The organism is Flexilinea flocculi (assembly GCF_001192795.1).
Classification (GTDB): Bacteria; Chloroflexota; Anaerolineae; order Anaerolineales; family Anaerolineaceae; genus Flexilinea; species Flexilinea flocculi.
The window spans coordinates 501170-519641 of sequence record NZ_DF968181.1; the positions used below are offsets into that span (position 1 = coordinate 501170).

The 18472-nt window shown below is 41.7% G+C and carries 12 protein-coding genes and 1 tRNA gene; 9 read left to right on the plus strand and 4 right to left on the minus strand.

The genetic code is table 11. The annotated features are described in order from the left end of the window. Positions 1-58 precede the first annotated feature (58 nt). The 5 genes from ATC1_RS07080 (at position 59) to ATC1_RS07100 (ending at position 6803) form a co-directional block, all read left to right on the plus strand. Complete coding sequence (locus tag ATC1_RS07080) at positions 59-553, plus strand: metallophosphoesterase family protein (RefSeq protein WP_062279698.1); 495 nt, start codon at positions 59-61, stop codon at positions 551-553. A 12-nt stretch (positions 554-565) separates the two neighbouring features. After that, positions 566-3271 (plus strand): CBS domain-containing protein, encoded by a 2706-nt coding sequence (locus tag ATC1_RS07085; protein ID WP_062279700.1) that lies wholly within the window; start codon positions 566-568, stop codon positions 3269-3271. A 184-nt stretch (positions 3272-3455) separates the two neighbouring features. Then, on the plus strand, positions 3456-3968 hold the full coding sequence (locus ATC1_RS07090; RefSeq protein ID WP_062279702.1) for a GNAT family N-acetyltransferase: 513 nt from the start codon (positions 3456-3458) through the stop codon (positions 3966-3968). Positions 3969-3984: 16 nt separating this feature from the next. After that, on the plus strand, positions 3985-6465 hold the full coding sequence (locus tag ATC1_RS07095) for a hypothetical protein (RefSeq protein WP_062279704.1): 2481 nt from the start codon (positions 3985-3987) through the stop codon (positions 6463-6465). Between the two features lie 265 nt (positions 6466-6730). Then, positions 6731-6803, plus strand: a tRNA-Thr gene (locus ATC1_RS07100). A 123-nt stretch (positions 6804-6926) separates the two neighbouring features. On the opposite strand, the gene ATC1_RS07105 is transcribed toward ATC1_RS07100, so the two are convergent. The 4 genes from ATC1_RS07105 to ATC1_RS07120 form a co-directional block, all read right to left on the minus strand. Continuing rightward, positions 6927-7751 (minus strand): glycoside hydrolase family 25 protein, encoded by an 825-nt coding sequence (locus ATC1_RS07105; protein ID WP_152024253.1) that lies wholly within the window; start codon positions 7749-7751, stop codon positions 6927-6929. Positions 7752-7908: 157 nt separating this feature from the next. Next, positions 7909-8670 (minus strand): triose-phosphate isomerase, encoded by a 762-nt coding sequence (gene tpiA / locus ATC1_RS07110; RefSeq protein WP_062279708.1) that lies wholly within the window; start codon positions 8668-8670, stop codon positions 7909-7911. A 356-nt stretch (positions 8671-9026) separates the two neighbouring features. Further along, a complete protein-coding gene (locus ATC1_RS07115; RefSeq protein WP_062279710.1) occupies positions 9027-10448 on the minus strand; it encodes a hypothetical protein in 1422 nt (473 codons plus the stop codon). Position 10449: 1 nt separating this feature from the next. Continuing rightward, positions 10450-12081, minus strand: coding sequence for a glycoside hydrolase family 13 protein (locus ATC1_RS07120; protein WP_062279712.1), 1632 nt, complete (start codon positions 12079-12081; stop codon positions 10450-10452). A gap of 659 nt (positions 12082-12740) precedes the next feature. Here ATC1_RS07120 and ATC1_RS07130 point away from each other — a divergent pair. Genes ATC1_RS07130 through ATC1_RS07145 form a run of 4 tightly spaced genes read left to right on the plus strand, consistent with a single transcriptional unit; the run spans position 12741 to position 18027 of the window. Further along, on the plus strand, positions 12741-14792 hold the full coding sequence (locus tag ATC1_RS07130; RefSeq protein ID WP_062279715.1) for a hypothetical protein: 2052 nt from the start codon (positions 12741-12743) through the stop codon (positions 14790-14792). An 18-nt stretch (positions 14793-14810) separates the two neighbouring features. After that, entirely contained in the window at positions 14811-15914 is a 1104-nt protein-coding gene (locus tag ATC1_RS07135; RefSeq protein ID WP_062279717.1) for a M24 family metallopeptidase, read from the plus strand. Next, complete coding sequence (locus tag ATC1_RS07140; RefSeq protein ID WP_062279719.1) at positions 15911-16564, plus strand: MBL fold metallo-hydrolase; 654 nt, start codon at positions 15911-15913, stop codon at positions 16562-16564. Before ATC1_RS07135 ends, ATC1_RS07140 begins: the two co-directional genes overlap by 4 nt. Beyond that, entirely contained in the window at positions 16561-18027 is a 1467-nt protein-coding gene (locus tag ATC1_RS07145) for an ABC transporter substrate-binding protein (protein ID WP_062279721.1), read from the plus strand. The genes ATC1_RS07140 and ATC1_RS07145 overlap by 4 nt, the downstream gene beginning before the upstream one ends. Positions 18028-18472: the final 445 nt, after the last annotated feature.

Below are 18472 nucleotides of genomic sequence, written 5' to 3' on the forward strand. Positions count from 1 at the left end.
TTGTAGAGAAATCAGCTGCAATTTGCGTTGTTCAAATCTTTCCTGGAAATTTCAGCTTATGAAAATTGCGATTTTATCTGATACGCACAACAATTGTTATGGAATCGAAGATGCGCTTGACAGGCTCACTGTGATGAATATTCAGCATATTATTCATTGCGGTGACATGACGCGCGGCGAGACTGCAGAACTTTTTAAAAATTTTTGCATTCATCATGTCTGGGGCAATGGTGATCTGGACACCTTGTCGATCCAATTTGCTATTCAGGAGTGCAAAGCTGGCAGTTCAACCGGGGAAGTCTTCACAGATATTATTGACGGAAAGCATATTGCTGCGCTTCACGGACACAACACATCGCTTCTGAACACTCTGGCACAAAAAGGTTGCTATGACTATATTTTTCACGGACATACGCATCGAATCCGAGATGATATTTATGGAAAAACTCGAATCATTAATCCGGGAGCCATTGGCGGCGCCTTTCGCAGCGCCCGCAGCTTTTGCGTTTTAGATTTAGTTTCCGGGGACTTGACGAATTACCCGATCGGCTGACAATTAGCATATATGGAAATTATTATCACACATGAACAGGCTGATTTTGATGCAATCGCTTCTGTACTGGCTGCCTGGCTGCTGGAACCCAATCGATTTCCGGTGCATCCAAAAAGGATGAATCGAAATGTTACCGCGTTTCTAAACGAATTTAAAAGTGATTTCCCTTTTAAAGGATGGGACGAACTTCCAGACGAGAAACTTGTCACAGCACAGTTAGTCGATACACAATCAATCGGAAACACATCGATTATTAATGAGGATACACTGATTTCCGTTGTGGATCATCATCAACCGCGTGTGAATCTGCCTGAGAATTGGAAATGTTTTTTTGATCGAACCGGCGCCTGCACAAGCATGTTTGTCGGAGCTATCCGGTCGAAGAAGATTTTTCCGGATCCGATTCATTGCACACTTCTACTGATGGGCATCTATGAGGATACCGGGAATCTCACCTATGGCAGTACAACCCCGCGCGATCTGGAAGCGGCAGCCTGGCTTCTCAGTCAGGGAGCCGACTTGAATATCCTGCGAAGATTTCTGAACGCACCTTTGACAGAAGCTCAAAACATACTTTGCGACCGTCTTCTGCAAAATTGTGAAACCATCTCGATTTTAGGACAGCAGATTATTCTATCCACTGCGGATGCCAGGGATATCAGCGATGAGTTTTCTACGGTAGCCCACCATCTGCGCGATATGCTTTCCCCGGATGCAATTTTCGTTATCTTAGCTACCAAAGCAGGTATTCGATTAATCGGCAGAGCCACAAATGACCGAATTGATGTTGGTCAGATAATGAAACGCTTTAACGGAGGCGGACATTCAAGAGCGGCAGCCGGACTGATCCCTTTGAAAAAAGATGAAAACCTGTTGGATCTTTTTTCTTCCACAAAAAAGGATTTACTCGATTTACTTCCTGGTTTTATTACTCCGCCTATTACTGTAGAACAGATCATGTCTACGCGTCCGTTAACGATTTCTTCAGAAACACCGATTCGGAGTGTAGCAGAATTAATTCACCGTTACGGTTATGAAGGATATCCCATTACAGATACCAACGGAAAACTGATCGGTTTATTGAATCGTCGCTCAGTTGATCGGGCAATCGCTTTTGACATGGATCCCTCCATTGAAACGATAATGGATCCTGGCGACTATACTGTGAAACCGAACGATTCGATCGACTATCTGAAAGAGATGATGAATCTCTCCGGATGGGGACAAATCCCTGTGGTCAACGAACAGAATTCAGAAATTATCGGTATTGTCACGCGAACGGATCTGATCAAAATTTTAACCGGCAACAGCAGTATTCCGGGGAACAGAAATTATGCTCAGACTTTACACCGGGTACTTCCTCCATCTTCTCTGAAACTGATCCAGATGGTTTCACAGGCTGCGTACTCCTGCCGTTACCCAATTTACATTGTGGGCGGCTTTGTACGCGATCTGATTCTGGAACAACCGGTAGTCGATTTTGATATTGTCGTTGAAGGAGATGCGATTCATTTAGCTCGCACCCTGGTCAATATGTATGGGGGAACAGTCCGAACGCATGCCCGTTTTGGTACAGCCAAGTGGATGATCAGCAGTATCCATCCGGAAATTATTTCCAGTTCAGAGCATCAGGACAATTCGCAGTTCTATATGGAACTTCCAAACTCACTGGATCTGATCAGCGCCCGAACTGAATTTTATGATTATCCATCCGCGATGCCAAAAGTGGAACGGAGCAGCATCAAGCTGGATTTACATCGCAGAGATTTCACGATCAACACATTGGCTTTAAGGCTGGATGGTGATCATTTTGGCGATTTGTTGGATTTTTGGGGCGGTTTCCACGATTTGCAAAGCGGACTGATTCGCGTCCTCCATTCACTATCATTCACCGACGATCCCACGCGCATGTTGCGTGCAATCCGATTTGAACAACGATTTGGTTTTACGATTGAGAAACATACCATGCTGTTGTTGAAAGAAGCGCAATCACTGCTGAAACAGGTTTCCGGGCGGAGAATTTTAAATGAATTGGATCTCTGTTTTCGCGAAAGTATTCCGGAAATCAGCCTCAGCCGGCTCGAAAAACTGGGATTGCTGCAACAGATTCATCCTTCAATGCATTGGAATGAGCGATGCGCAAAGGATTACCGCAAACTGGTGGAAGCCAATCCCGGAGTCTATTGGAAGGATCTCATACCGGATCACAGTGTTTTTGTCCAAAACATCGGAAAATATTTAATTTGGTGGAGTAATTACTCTCCGGAAACGATATCGGAAATATGCAAAAGACTGCAGCTTTCTCAAATATCCGAAAAAATTCTGCAGGCATATGGTTTGTTGAACCGAAAAATGTCCGAAATAACAGAATTTTGGCCCAGTGACTTGACATTCTTTTTAGAAAAATTGCCAGTGGAAGCGATTTATTGCTATGATTGTCTTACTGACAATCCGAAAATGCATGAAATGATCTATAAATTTATAACCAAATGGCGATTCATCAAACCGTTTACCAGTGGAAAAGATTTAAAAGCCCTGCCATATCCGCCGGGAGATTGGATTTCCGGTGTTCTGAAACGGCTGAGAAAAGCCTGGATCGATGAAGAAATCAGTTCTCAGGATGAGGAAAACAAAACCCTGACTTTTATTCTGCCGATTTTTGTAAAAAGTCTGGAGACAAGATCGTCGAAAAATGAAACGAAGGATTTTACTTCCTGATCCATAGTAGTGATTCGAAATATTAAAATGTTATCGAATCAATCGGTAAAAAAATTGTTATTGTGGAGTGTTTGCGCAAAGCGCAAACACTCCACAATAACATATTTCCTTTCTCAATTTGAGAAATTTGTCTATATTTCGAATAGCTGTAAGATAATACGAGTTGTTGTTAGCAGGAGAAACCATGGGATCCTGGTTAGATTCGGTGAATATTCGGTTAATGAGAGAATCCGACCTTCCTTTAATCGAATGGGATGGGGAATATACGCGGTACCGAAAGATCTATCGCGAAATTTATCGCGGTTTACTGGCTGGCAGATCAACGCCTTGGATTGCAGAAATCAACCAAATTGGGATTATCGGACAAATTTTTCTGACGGAAAAAAGACCTCATCCGGAATATTGTCCTGATCAGCCTTATATGTTTCTGAGTTCTTTCCGTGTTAAGCCGCTTTTCCGAAACCAGGGACTGGGAACGCTGCTTCTTAAGATCTGCGAAATCACGGCAAGGGACCGTAAAGTTCATAGCATCTTTCTGAATTGTGCCAAAACGAACCGCCGTTGTAAAAAATTTTATGAAAGAAACGGGTTTTCTGTTATTCGAGAAGATTCGGGTAGGTGGACATATATAGACCATCAAGGTCATATCCGGGAAGAAGTTGAACCTGCCTGGGTAATGAAAAAAGTCATTGTGTAATTCAACTAACAACTCCATGTTCAGGAAAAAAAGAGAATTATTCTATTTCATCAGTCTATTTTTCATCAGCGCTGTCTTTAGTATTAATGTTTTCTTTTCATCGATTTTCTGGAATAACCATTCGCTGCTTGAAAAAATCCTTCAGGGTTTTGCCTGTCTGTTTCTGTTTTTGACAGCCATTTTCTTTATTCAGAAGATTGCTGCGCCATTATTCTTAAAATGCAGATTCCATAAAAATTTCTTCAGGATTCTGTTCCCTTGTATATTGCTGTTCTCTGTAGCGATCACCTGGTCAGACCTGAGTTTCTTTCCACATGCACTTCAACCTCGTAACTCCTTGCGAATCCTGTACCAGCCTTCAGAATCAATCGTTCATCCAACCTTTTCAATTTTTCCCTTTAACAAAACGAATGATCCCGAAATTTTTAACGGGACAAAAGATGGAATTCCCGGATTTGCGAATCTGAAAGAAATCAACGGTCAGCTTTTACTTGAAGGATCCACGAATTTTCGAGGTTACGCAGTTTTGGATATTCCACTGAAAACCAAAGAGTACATTATCAATATCCGCTGGAATGACAAAACAGTTGATTTTTCGAATACAAATCATCTCATTCTGCCCGCTTCCAAGCAGCTGTTCGCCGGACAATCCTGTGCGATCCGGTTTATTTTTTTCTTGCTCCTGATTTCGAGATTATGTACACATGCCTTGATTCTTGGCATGGTGATAACATCGATGTATATTTTGATCTGGCTGCTCACCAGCGGACAAATGACCGGCCTTTTTCGGAATTGGCAATGGCTTTATCTCATTCTGGCTGGTTTACTCTTGCTTTCCCCGCAATTCTCGTATCATATTGCAGAAAAGGTCCTTTTTTTCATATGGACAATTCTTTGTTCAGTTCTGTTGAAACAATGGAAGGAAAAAACCGATGACGGCAAATATCACACACGGAAAATTCATTTTCTTTTGATCATAACCGCGTTTGGGTTGTCTTTCCTTTTCTTTGGAAATCGAACGCTCGTACTCACGCAGACCTCGACATTGCTTCCCGCAGCAAACATCCTGTTTTTCTTCTCAGCAGCACTTTGGTTGCTTCCATCAATTTTTTGTTTTTTGTATTTTATGGAGCTGCTTTCCGAAAAAGCTAAAAAATCCGAAAATCGTGAAAAATCTCTTTGGATTTGGTTTGAGTTTTTTGGATTGTTCATCCTGATCTTTACTCTGTATTTGATCGCATATAATCCGGCAATTTCTTCCATGGACTCGCAGGGACAATGGTGGCAGGCGATTGGTGAGACGCCTATCGATGATGCGCATACTCCCTTTCATACGCTCTACTTGCGGTACCTGATCCGTATCATCCCGTCACCGCTTTTTATCGCGATGTTACAGATTCTTCTTTTTGCAGGTATCGGTAGCAGCTTCCTGACCTGGCTGTATAAGAGAGGTATACCAAAATACCTGCTGTTGATCTTTATCCTCCAATTTTCTGCAGTTCCGAATAACGGCCTCAGCGTGATTACGATTTGGAAGGATATTCCATATGGAATATCTCTTCTGTGGCTGACATTGGTCTTGTCTGAAATTATCTCAGGCCAGCAGATCTGTCATTCAAAAAGAATCACCATTCCGGAAATAACTGTCTGTCTTTTATGTGTTTGTTTATTCCGCTATAACGGGATGCTGCCCGGAATTGCTGCCGGGGTTTACTTACTGATCACAGGGATCAGAAGAAGAAATCGCAGGCTGATGATATCGGTCATACTATCTGGTCTACTTTATTGGATTATCACGGGACCTGTTTATCGATCTCTGCCAGTTGTGCATTTAGATTTTGGAAAAAATACACTGGATCGCGTTATGGTCAATGACATGATCGGCGTTGAACGGATTGGCGGAACACTGCCAACAGCAACATCGCAGCTTTTAGACCGAATCACTGGAAATTATCGCGAAGTCCCCTATTCGCATTACGAGATTGACAATACCTGGAATCAGATTGCTAACTGGTCTGATATCGATATGGGAACCATTCTGAAATCCTATGGTAGGACATTCATCTCCAATCCCGTTCACCTCTTGCGAACCATCCTGTTAAGGACTGAATTTGTCTGGGCTGTCAAGCAAATCCCTTCGGGCGGGTTTATTGATAGCGTAATCTGGAACGATGCAGATATCTATGGATATGAAAGAATAATAACCCCGCTGAAAGGTGTTTGGGATACCCTCTGCAGGATTTCTATCCGGAATCCGTTCTTTATTTTTATATGGAGAATTGGTATCGACATCGGCTTGATAATCGTTGCATGCATCTACCTGGTGGCCAACCGCCGCTGCCGCCTGTTTTGGGCTGCGCTTCCTTTTTGGATGAATCTATTATCTCTGGCAGGTGTGACATTTCCAACGTATCGATATTTATGGCCAAATGAAGTGATCACTGGATTTTTGTTGCTGTCATTCATAGTACAGGCTGGAAAAAATGCTGAAAAATGATTTTAAAGAAAATGTTTCTACATTGCGATTCTTAAATCATTCTTTTGAGCGATATACTCGTATTTCGAAAAAATCCTCCCGATGTTTTGAATTCTGAATGTTCATCAGTTCAAAATATGGGGAGGATTCTTTGTTGCGTGATGTTTTTCCTGATTGATTTGAATAACAAGTCTTTATTTAAATTTCTGCTAAATGTCAGATTCCTTCATTTTTGAGCAATCAGCTGTTATAATTGGTGCCTGAAAGTAGAGAAGTATCTTAGTTAGCCAACATAGCTCAGTTGGTAGAGCAGGCGTTTCGTAAACGTCAGGTCAGGAGTTCGATCCTCCTTGTTGGCTCTTTTGTTTTAAATAATCTCCTGCCATCAACATTATCTAATAAGTAAAACGCCCCCGGTTGGAGGCGCTTTACTTGCAATGTTGGAAAACATGTTCGAAATTGAACAGGAGAAATAATCGATTTCAGGAAAATATGGGGCTAGTACAGTCTGGATTTTTTTTTACAGCCGATTCTTTTTCGGAATTCCTCTCCGGTATGATTAACTGTGGATCTGTGAGAAATGACGATTCAGAGGACGGATGCTTTGGAAAAAAGAAGCTTTTCTGCATCTTTAAAACGGATCTGGAAATACCCAGTGAATTTGCATACTGATATAGATCTTCCTCGGTTCCATTAAAGGCATTCATATCCAATCCGCTGGATTCAACGCCAAATGCAAGCCCATTGCCGGTAGATTTATATTGCCAGATCCGCCAATTAGGCCAACTGCCAAATTTAGGCGTTCTGGATTTGGTGTAATACCAGGCAATCCAAAGTTCTTTTGAAGACAAAAAATCACTCAAAGGCGAAAGTCTTTCGACCCCGGATAGATTGGTATACAACATAGGGTAGACATTGGTCTTTTGGTAGAAAGCTTCCATAAATTGTGTCACAATACGAACAGATTCCTCGTGTTCTGGAATCTCAGGGTATCCATTGATCCCGGGACTTTCAAAATTAAGAACAGGACGCAATTCGCCCATGTCGTCTTTTAATAGATCGGCAAAATATCTGGCTTGTTCTTTAGCGGAAGCTGAGCCATCTCGCATATCAAAAAAATGGTAGGCTCCGCGCAGCAAATTGGCTTTTTTTGCATTTTCCCAACTTCGGGCAAATTGATCATCAGGCCAAAGATTCTGACATGCTTTAATTATCACAAAGGAAGCGCCTGCTCTTTTCGTCATTGAAAAATTTACTTCTCCTTGCCAATGACTGATGTCAACGCCCAGAGCTCTTCTTTTTGCCATATCAGCTCCCCCATAAGAATTGATCGATGATGTGATCTTCTGTTGATGGAGCAATTTTTGTGCCAGGAAGAGACCCAAGCGTGCGATGCCAGTTTATTTTTTCCTTAAATAAAAAAGGGACGGATTTTTCCGTCCCTTTTTTATTTTCCTGCTTCTGTTATAAAACTGCCGCAGCGTTGACAATCTCCATAAAATCAGTTTTCTTCAGGCTTGCACCTCCGACCAGAGCGCCGTCGATGTCCGGTTGACCAAAGAACTCAGCAGCGTTGCTGCCTTTTACCGATCCGCCATAAAGGACGCGGATTGCTTGTGCGGCAACATCTCCGTACATTGCAGCATATGGCTTGCGGATGTAATCTGCAATAACCTGATTAGCCTGTGGACCAGTCGCTGCCAGACCGGTACCGATTGCCCAGACTGGTTCATACGCGATGATAATTTTCTCTGCATCAGCGGTTGAAAGACCTTTCAGCCCGTTGTGAATTTGGCGTGTGACGACGGTTTCAGTCTGTCCTGATTGATTCTCGGCCAGTGTCTCTCCGACACAAACAATCGGGGTTAATCCGATCGATAAGGCTGCCAGTACTTTTTTGTTGACGCTTTCATCTGTCTCACCGAAATAGGTTCGGCGTTCACTGTGTCCAATAATGACATATTCGCCAAGTTCTGCGATCATGTCGGGTGCAATCTCTCCAGTGAATGCGCCTTTGGCTTCCCAGAAAAGGTCTTGAGCCCCACATCCGATACCGCTGTTTTTCAGCAGTTCTGAAACACTATATAATGCAGTAAATGGAGGACAAACAACACGATCAACTGCGGTTTGTGCCTGTAATTCCGGCAGTAATTCGTTGATTAATTTCACAGCATCAGCAACGGTCTTATTCATTTTCCAGTTGCCTGCAACCATTGGTTTTCTCATTTTTTTGACTCCTATCGATCCCATCGGGATGAATTTGTAGAAACTTTGATCAAATTTTACCAGAAAATGCGGTCATATTCCGTTATTTGAGAAATCTACAGTATTTCCTGCGAAAATCGAATTCACTTTTCATTATTGGATGTGAAATATTTTTCATCTGTTGTTCGAAATATGGATTGGCTTTTCAAATCAAGAACAACGAAAAATTCTCTCCATTTTTCGAATTGCTAAGTAATATTGGCACATATCTGCAGTAAATAGTGTTTTTAAAAATATGTCTGTGAATTATTTTTCTATTATGCGATATATCACGAAGTGCAGTAATTAATACCAGAAATTTTATCTGGAAAGCGAATCTACTGTTTGAATTGTTGCGCAGAATTTGCCATGAATTTCATGGCGGGAACCTGATCAAATAATACAACGCACAGAATCCACAGGACTAATCGCAGTGGAAAGACTCCACAGAGAACATGTCTCCAGATAGAACGAACTTCCCCCAGGAAGGATAATGACATTAATAAAATGCCGCCTGCAAATAATAACAGGCAGAATCCAGCCCAATTCCAGGTTAAGGCATCTTTCTTCACGAGTGCGATTCGGATCAGGATCAATAACAACAAGAGATCAATCAGGATGGTCGCAGCGGATAACGGATGTAACAGGTTACCAACAGAATCCGCCCAGTGAGGTTTCTCGCTGGCATCTCCAAAGAAAAATGGCTGCAGATTTTCTTCAAAAAAGAGGTCGAGGTTTGAATAGACTTGCAGTACAGACCAAAGCGGCATATCGATTAAAAATGCAGTATAGGCAGCCAGTCCGTCTTCTTTTGCCCATTTGATGAAATCCGTCTGATCATAGAGTTGGTTATATTCGGCTGATCCGCTTTGCGATAAGATTTCTTCACTGACCGGCATCCCTCTTTTTTCAAAAAAAGCAGTCCGTCCCGGATATGGGAATACGTTAGCGGACATATTATTAAGAAACGGCAACAGCCAGCGTTCGCTCTTTTTAAAAGTGTGTTGCTGAAAAACAAATATTCCGCTCAGCAGGATAGTCAGAAGAATCGCTATGATCGGAAGCGATTTATTCCGAATCCATAAAATGAAAGCCGTCAATAAAAAGATGATAGCCAGAAACGCAATAAAATACGCATTCGTATCCCGGGTAAACAGCCAGAGAGCGGAAACCAGGAGGAATAAAAGGACAGGCAGCAAATCCGCCGCATGGAAAGACGACTTCCTTATGATTTTTGGTTGTAAAATCACAAGAATTCCCATCATAAACAGGAATAACGAAAAAGAAAGCGATTCAGACAACAAAATCGCATCCCAATCTGCAATTTGAGGAACGAATGCAAAAAAATAAAGGATCCCTGCAAGCAGCGCTTTTGAGATCGCATGATTCAACCTGCTGCAAAGGATGAGGATGAAAAAAATCCATGCCATTATGGAAAAAACGGTCTGAAAAAGAATGATTGATTCAGTCCCGGGCTGTACCGCCAGTTTCGGTTCTGTTCCGAAAAATGGTTCCGATAAAATTAAAATTGTGTGTTCCATACTCGGATTGAGGATTTTGATGAGAAGAGGCAGTGTTGCAGATCGCATCTGTTCAAAAAATGCGATGGATGGGAAATCAGCAGCGGCTGCAGCGAAATAGGATTCTGTGTCATGAGCAGCGACAGAATCAATCATCGGACCATAGGCAGTGATTCTTCCTGCAATAAATAACAGCGTCAACAGAACCGGAATTCCCCAGTGAATGACTTTCCTTTTCATATTATGAACCGCTATTTCCAATGAAAACAACAACTTGTTCCCCGACCAATTTGAGATTTCCGTTTTCAATCGTCTGGATTTTATCCGGCTTATTAGAAAATTTCTTGTTCCAATTTTTGACCGATGGCAGCGCTTTCAGGTTGACTTTCGCAGGCAGTTGACTGAAATTCAGGCAAATAAGCGCAGTCTGTGATTTGGTTCTGCGTATGAAAGACAGGACATATTCATTATTAGGATCTACCCATTCCTGACTACCAATCTGTAACGCACGGTTTTGTTTTCGCAATGCGATCAGATTTTTATAAAAGGTGAGCAGCGATTTTGGATCATGGATCATCGCATTCACGTTTCTTTCTTGATAATCCGGATGAATGGCATTCCAGGGAGTCCCGCTGCTGAACCCGCCGTTGCTTTGGTTATTCCATTGCATCGGCGCACGGCATCCGTCTCTACCCTTATTAAAAGGCCAATTGTGTAAACCGATTGGATCCATGATTTGCTCATGTCTCAAGCATGTCTGGCGCATACCGATTTCTTCCCCATAATAAATGAATGGCGTTCCACGCAGCAGAATCGTCATGGCAGCCGCGGCTTTCAATCGCTCGTCATATTCACCCAAGCCAATGCGCGTTGCGGATCGGATGACATCATGGTTGTTCAATACATAGGTTGGCCAAATCGGCTCATTTTCCATCGCTTCCCATTTGGAAATGATTTTTCTGAATGCAGTTGCGTCCCACTTGCAATGCGTATAGGCGAAATCAAATGCCGCAATGAGTTTGTTGTTTCCACAATATCTGGCAATTTTTTCGCTCGAACTTAAGAATGTTTCTCCGACGACATAACAATCTTTGTAGGTATCGATGATATTTCTTATATCTTTTACGGCTTTATCCATCTCCGGTTGGTCACAATCATAAACATGTTTTTGCCGATCGAAAGCAGTCAAACCGAATTGGAACGGATTGTCTCGATATTGGTCGTCTTTGAAATACATATTATAGACATCCAACCGAAATCCGTCGACGCCCAGATCTCCCCAGAAACGGAACACTTGCATCATTTCCTCATAAACTTTCGGATTTCGCCAGTTGACATCCGCCTGACCTTCTGCAAACATATGATAGTAATACTGACCGCATGATTCCACGTATTCCCAGGCTGTTTTATTGCTGAAAGTCGACAGCCAATTATTCGGTTTTTTCCCGTTTTTGACTGGATTCCGCCAAAGATAATAATCATGGTATGGATTGTCTTTTGATTTCTTCGCTTCCTGAAACCATGGATGCTCCGTTGAAGTATGATTTAGCACCATATCCATAATTAGGTGCAATCCGCGTTTGTGGGTTTCATTTAATAAATTTTTAAAATCATCCAATGTGCCGTATTTGGCATCGATATCTTTGTAATCCGCAATATCATAACCGAAATCACAGTCTGGTGAGGGATAAATCGGCGAAAGCCAGATTCCGTCAACTCCGAGATCTGCAAGATAATCCAATTTCCCGATAATTCCCTTTAAATCTCCGATTCCGTCGCCATTCGAATCAGCAAACGATCGGGGATAAATTTGATAAATAACTCCGTCACGCCACCAGAGATAATCTTTATTGATTTCCGGAATATAACTCATATTGATTACATCCTTCCAAACACGAATATTAACAACAATTTAAAATTGAGATTGGTTTTTCGAATGGCGAGAGCGTATTGTTCTCTCAAATTCGAAATGAAAAAATAATGGCAATACGGCTGCCAGGATTTATCAAGGATTATATCATCAACGGTTTTGCTGTTTTTTTGCGCCAGCAATTTGATTTATGGGGAAGATTCTTTGTCAATTTAATATTTTTACGTGAAACGTAAAAATATTAAATTATCAAGTTTTTTCCGATTGATTCGAATAGCAAAGTCAATATTTCGAACTACTGAAAGTAAGAATGAATGTTTGCAGATTACTTTCGGTAGATTTGGTTCATCCATCGTTGCTGCAAAATTGATTAGAAGCAAAAAACACCAGTAATCTGAAAAATGAAAAGGACTCTTTTTTTTTATTTGAAAAGTTAATTCATATTTCGAATTGCTGAAGAAAAACACCTTAGTGATTCCATGCTGTTTTATAATGGAAATACAGGAAGTCGAAATATAGTTAGGATTCTTTATTGTTGTGATGTTTTTACGCTCAGTGCAAAAACTTCAAAACAACAAGTTTTTCCCGATTGATTCGAATAGCAAGTCAAAAATCGAATTACAGCTGGAAATAGAAAAAATAAGAAGGACTTATAAAAATTGATGCGAGAAAAAATTCGTCCAATTCTAACGAGAAAATTTGTGTTGTACCTGATTCTGCTGATGGTTGCCGGGATGATCTATCTTCCGGGAATGAGAGAAATTGGCTACTATCGGGATGATTGGAATAATGTTTACAATGCATTCACGCAAGGCGCTGAAATGCTGATTCGGCATTATGCAAGCGACAGACCGGCTGACGGTTATCTGCTGAGCTGGGTTTATACGCTGTTTGGACCGGATCCGTTCCCTTATCTGTTATACAATTTTGCCTGTCGTTTTCTCAGTGCATTATGTTTTTTTGAAACATTGATCCTGATCTGGCCTCGAAGACGAGGCGCTGCATTTTGTGCAGCTGCTTTCTTTCTGATTTTTCCTGGATATTTGCGCCAAGTCGACGGAATCGCTTATCTTCCGCATCAATTGGCAATGCTGAGCATCTGCGCTTCGATTTGGCTTTCAATTTTTATCTTTCAGATCAAAAAGCGATCTCTGCAAGTCCTTTCTGGTTTCTTTTCTGTCCTTTTAGCTCTTATCGAGATGTTTCTGATGGAATATTACATTGGACTTGAAGCTTTGCGTTTTTTCCTGATCGGTCTTTACATCTACAATCATTCGCAAAAAACGATTTTTCAAACCATCCGCAAAACTGTGCTTGTGTTTCTTCCATGGTTAGCCGGAGCTGCTATTTTCTTCTATTGGCGCAGTTTTCTGTTTGAGGCTTCCCGACATGGCACGGATGTAGAGAGTGTTCTGACACCATTATTCCAGCACCCGAAGTATGTCGGACTCTCATTACTGGCAAAGCTGATTAAAAACACTGCCAAGATTATTTTTGGATCCTGGACTGTTCCTCCCTATAATGTCCTGAATGGTACAAATGTGAAGGATTTCTGGCCTGCTGTTGTTCTGGCTTCCGCAGCGGTTTTCCTTTTTTTGATTCCATTTTTCGGACTGATCAGACAGGAAAAAAAAGCTGTATTGAACCATGGAATGGAAGAACAGCAAGATAAAAAAATTTCATGGCAGATTCAGTGGCTCTTTGCGGGCTTTTTTTCCGTTGTGATGACCATCACGCCATTAATTCTTGCTGAAAGAGAAATTACTTTCAGTTCGAGCCTGGACAGATTTGCGTATCCGGGATCACTCTGTGCCATTCTGTTTATTCTCGGATTGATTGGACTGATTTCTGTTGAATGGGTGAAAACCGTGCTCATAGCCTTGATGGTTCTCACCGCCGTGATGACGCAGCGTATCAACCAGCAAAATCACATTCTGCAGACTCGATTAACCAAGGACTTCTGGTGGCAGCTATCCTGGCGTGCTCCGGATATTTCAGAATATACATTGGTTATCGCCAATCCTGGCGGTTTTTCACCTGAGGAAGACTATGAAGTTTTCTCACCGATTAACTTAATTTACTATCCTGAACGTGATCATACGGCGGTTGGAAGTGAAGTCCTCAATACAGGATCCATCCGCAATGCTCAGATGGGATTGGTTACGGATCGGACTGTTCGCGAAATTTATGTCTGGAAAGACTATAACAATCTGTTGGCGCTGACGAAACCCACCGAAAAATCCTGCCTGCAGGTGATCGATGGCTCAAATCCGGTTTATTCACCGGATGAATGGTCGAAAATTGTGGAAATCGGTTCCTATTCAAAGATAGACCGCATTATTCCGGATGCAGAGGCTCACATTCCTGCGCAAGCATTTTTTGGAGAAGAACCAGAGCATGGATGGTGCTATTATTATGAAAAGATGTCTCTTGCTCAGCAACGTCAGGATTGGGATGGTTTGGCTGACATTGCTGATGAAGCGCTGGCTAAAGGTGAATCCGCAGAGGATCGTGTCGAATGGATTCCATTGGTGATGGGATATGCTCTGACTGGAAGACAGGAAGATGCCAAACCTTATGGTGAAATTCTGAAAACCAATGAGTACCTGCGTTTTCAAGCGTGCAATTATTTTTCAAAATCAGCCCGGCTATTAGAAACATCACTTGTCGATCCAGAGGGCCTTTCATGGCTGGTAAATGAATTCTGTAATTAATTTAATCAGGAAGAGATGATGAATAATTCAAAATTACAAAAAATTGAACAATTGATCAATAAAGAAAATTTTGACGCAATCGCTTTGATTCCAAGCCCGAGTTTTATTTGGCTGACAGGCAAAGACAAGCATTTAATGGAGAGACCGACTACACTCATCATTACACCCCATCAAACACCGGCATTGGTCATTGCAGGTTTTGAACTCGGTTCCATGGAGCAATCCGCGATTCCATTTACACCGTTTCCTTTTGACGATAATCCTTCGAACTGGGAAAAAGCATTTCGCCAAGCCGGTGAAGCGTTGGGCTTAAAAGGAAAAAGAATCGCTGTGGAACCAAATCATTTCCGATTTCTTGAAACGGATTTCCTTAAACGGGCGATTCCAGATTGTGAAATTGTTTCCGGTGAATCGCTTTTTAAACAACTCCGGTTGCATAAAACTGATGAAGAAATTTCTTGCATGCGAAAAGCTGCAATTATCGCACAATCAGCATTGGATGAAACCTTAAAAATCGTGAAAGCAGGTGTCACAGAAAAAGAAATTGCTTCAGAACTGGTAATTCAGTTGTTGAAAGCAGGTTGTGATCCCAATTTCCCATTCAGCCCGATTGTTGCCAGCGGACCGAACTCTGCTGATCCGCATGCGTCTGTCAGTGACCGTGTATTGCAAAGCGGTGATCTGCTTCTTTTTGACTGGGGTGCCCGTTATGAGGGGTATTGTTCGGATATTACCCGGACTTTTGGTCTGGGAGATGTTTCAGAACGTCAGCGAGAAATCTATCGTACAGTTGAAAAAGCAAATCGAGCTGCTTCAGAGGCTGCCAGACCGGGAGTTACCTGTGGAAGTATTGACAAAGCTGCCAGAGATGTGATTCAGGAAGCAGGTTATGGCAAATATTTTACGCATAGAGTAGGACATGGACTCGGATTGGAAGCGCATGAAGATCCGTATATGTTTGCGGAAAGTCAACAGATACTGGAACCAGGCATGTGTTTTACCGATGAGCCCGGAATTTATGTACCGGGACGTGGTGGTATCCGTATTGAAGATGATATTGTAATTACGGAAGATGGCTGCAAAAATATTACGGATTATCCGCGAGAACTGAGGATCCTGTGATTATTCAACCGTATGAATTTGAAAACTTGAAAATGTTTCCTTTTGTTGCCGGTTTTCTGGAAAATAACACATATTTACTGGCGGATAGAAGCACAGGAGAATGTATTGTGATTGATCCATCCTATGGCTTCCGGGATGCTTTGGAAAAGATTCAGGCTGAAGAATGGAGATTAACGACAATTTGGCTGACCCATGCTCATTTTGATCATACAATGCTGGCGTATTTGGCCAATCAGATGAATCCGCCGGTACCCATCGCGATGCATCCAGGGGATGAGGCGATCAGAGCAGCTCACGGTGTAGCCAAAGCCGGCAATCCCGGAACTTCGGTGGATTGTCCAAAACCTTCTATTTATTTATCAGACGGAATGGCGCTTCGTGTGGGTAGTTACGAATTTGAGGTTTTGCATACGCCAGGGCATTCTGCCGGAAGTTGTTGCTTTTACTGCAAGTCAGCTGGATGGTTGTTCAGTGGCGATCTTGTATTTTATGAATCTTATGGCAGAACTGATTTGATTGGCAGCAGCACCGAAGCATTGTTTCGCAGTATTCATGAAAAAGTATTGACGCTTCCTGATGATACGGTTATATTCCCCGGTCACAATGATTTTACATCCGTTGCGCATGAGAGGCTGTTTTATTCAGTATGAATAACAAAAAATCCAGAATTCATGGCATCGTTTTTTTGCTCCTTATTCCATTATCTCTGTTTTCTGCCTGCCGAACCGTTGAATCTGTCCCGACACAAACACCTGTATTAACTGCAACGTCTGCAGTCTCTTCGGATACGCCGGTACCTACGCCGACACCTCTACCTACGAATACACCCTTTCCTCCCCATCTTGACTTGAGCACCGAAGAAATCACCGGGATGGAAATTCAAATATGGCATGGACAGCGCGATAAAGTAAAAAAGGAACTGGAATACCTGGTAGCAAAATTTAATGATGAAAATGAATATGGATTGAAAGTTTTTCTGACTGCCGAACTTTCGGATATCGATTTGAATCAACGGGTGGTGGAAAATGCTTTTTCAGGATCATTGCCGAATCTGATCATTTCTGATTCTTTCTGGTTGAGACAATGGCAATCAGAAAAGATACCTCTTGTCAATTTAGAAGATTATATGAATCACCCGGTATGGGGTTTTGATGCAATGGGGATAACTCCGATCATGGATCCGATGTTAAGTCAGGAACGATTCAATGGATTGCTGATCGGATTGCCTTTATGGCATAATCCATTCTGGTTATTTTATAACAAGACATGGGCTCAGGAACTGGGTTTCTCGAATCCACCTGTCACGATGGATGATTTTTCACAACAATCTTGCGCTGCACGAGATGCTCTCAACAATGATTCTGATCCTCAAAATAATGGAACAGGCGGCTGGATTTTATCTACTAATGAAAATACATTGATGAGCTGGCTTCTTAATCGCAGAGCTGTAAATTCCACTCTGGAAAATTTTCCGCAAAACACGGACTCAGAATCATTTATTGCAGTATCTCAATGGTTGCGCGATCTTTTTAATCAAGGCTGCCTCTGGCAGAGCAGGTTATCAGAACCGTATAATTATTTTTCTGATCACATGGCTTTATTTTATTCCGGATCATTTGCAGATATTCAACTTCAGAGGATGGCTTTCCAGAATCATGCAATGAACCGGGATGATGAATGGGAGTTAATACCTTATCCGCGAGCGACCGATCATGGAAAAATCCGTAATCCGCAGATCTATTCGACCGGAACCTCTATAGGAATCTTTACTGCAACTGCCAGAGAACAATTTGCCAGTTGGCAATTTCTTTCCTGGCTCATGAAGGATGAAAATATTAATGAATTGGCATTGGTGGCAGATGGCTGGCCGGTTCAGGAATCCGCTGCGGCGGATCAATACTATCAGGATAATGCCAATTCAAAAATCTACCAGTCATTAGGGTTGCGGAAGTATATCAGTCCTGTCCAATTGCCAGCAGATTGGAATATTCACAGCCTTGTACTGGCGGATGGCTTTGGAAATGTCTTTAATGCTTCAACGTTATACGAAAAAATTCCAGAAATTTGGACGCAAATCGAGGATACTTTAGCGGAAATTAAGAATCAAAAGTAAATTATATGTTGGGGCTGTCTGTTGACAGCCTGCTATTGGAAATTGTTACTTGTCTTTTGAATAAGGAAAGAAAACTTGTTACGAAGGCGTTTTTACGCTTTGCGTAAACCGATATCATAAATAATTTTCATTCTTTTCTTAAAAGGTTTTTCTTTATTTCGCATAATTGGCAATATTATGAAATGCAGACTGTCCTATCGAATACAGTGAGAATATTAAATACTCCTACCTAAATTTCGAAATCCAATCAAGTGAGGCTGCATCAATGCAAAATATGGATTGACTTTTCGAATCAATTAAGAACAACAAAGAATTCTTTGTATGTTTCGAATAACAAATGAAAATATTACACATCTAATAATGCAAATTGAATTATATTTTCGTAGGAATTACTGGTGAGGCAGGTTATGAAACGGATAAAATTTATCAAGAGATGGTTATTTTT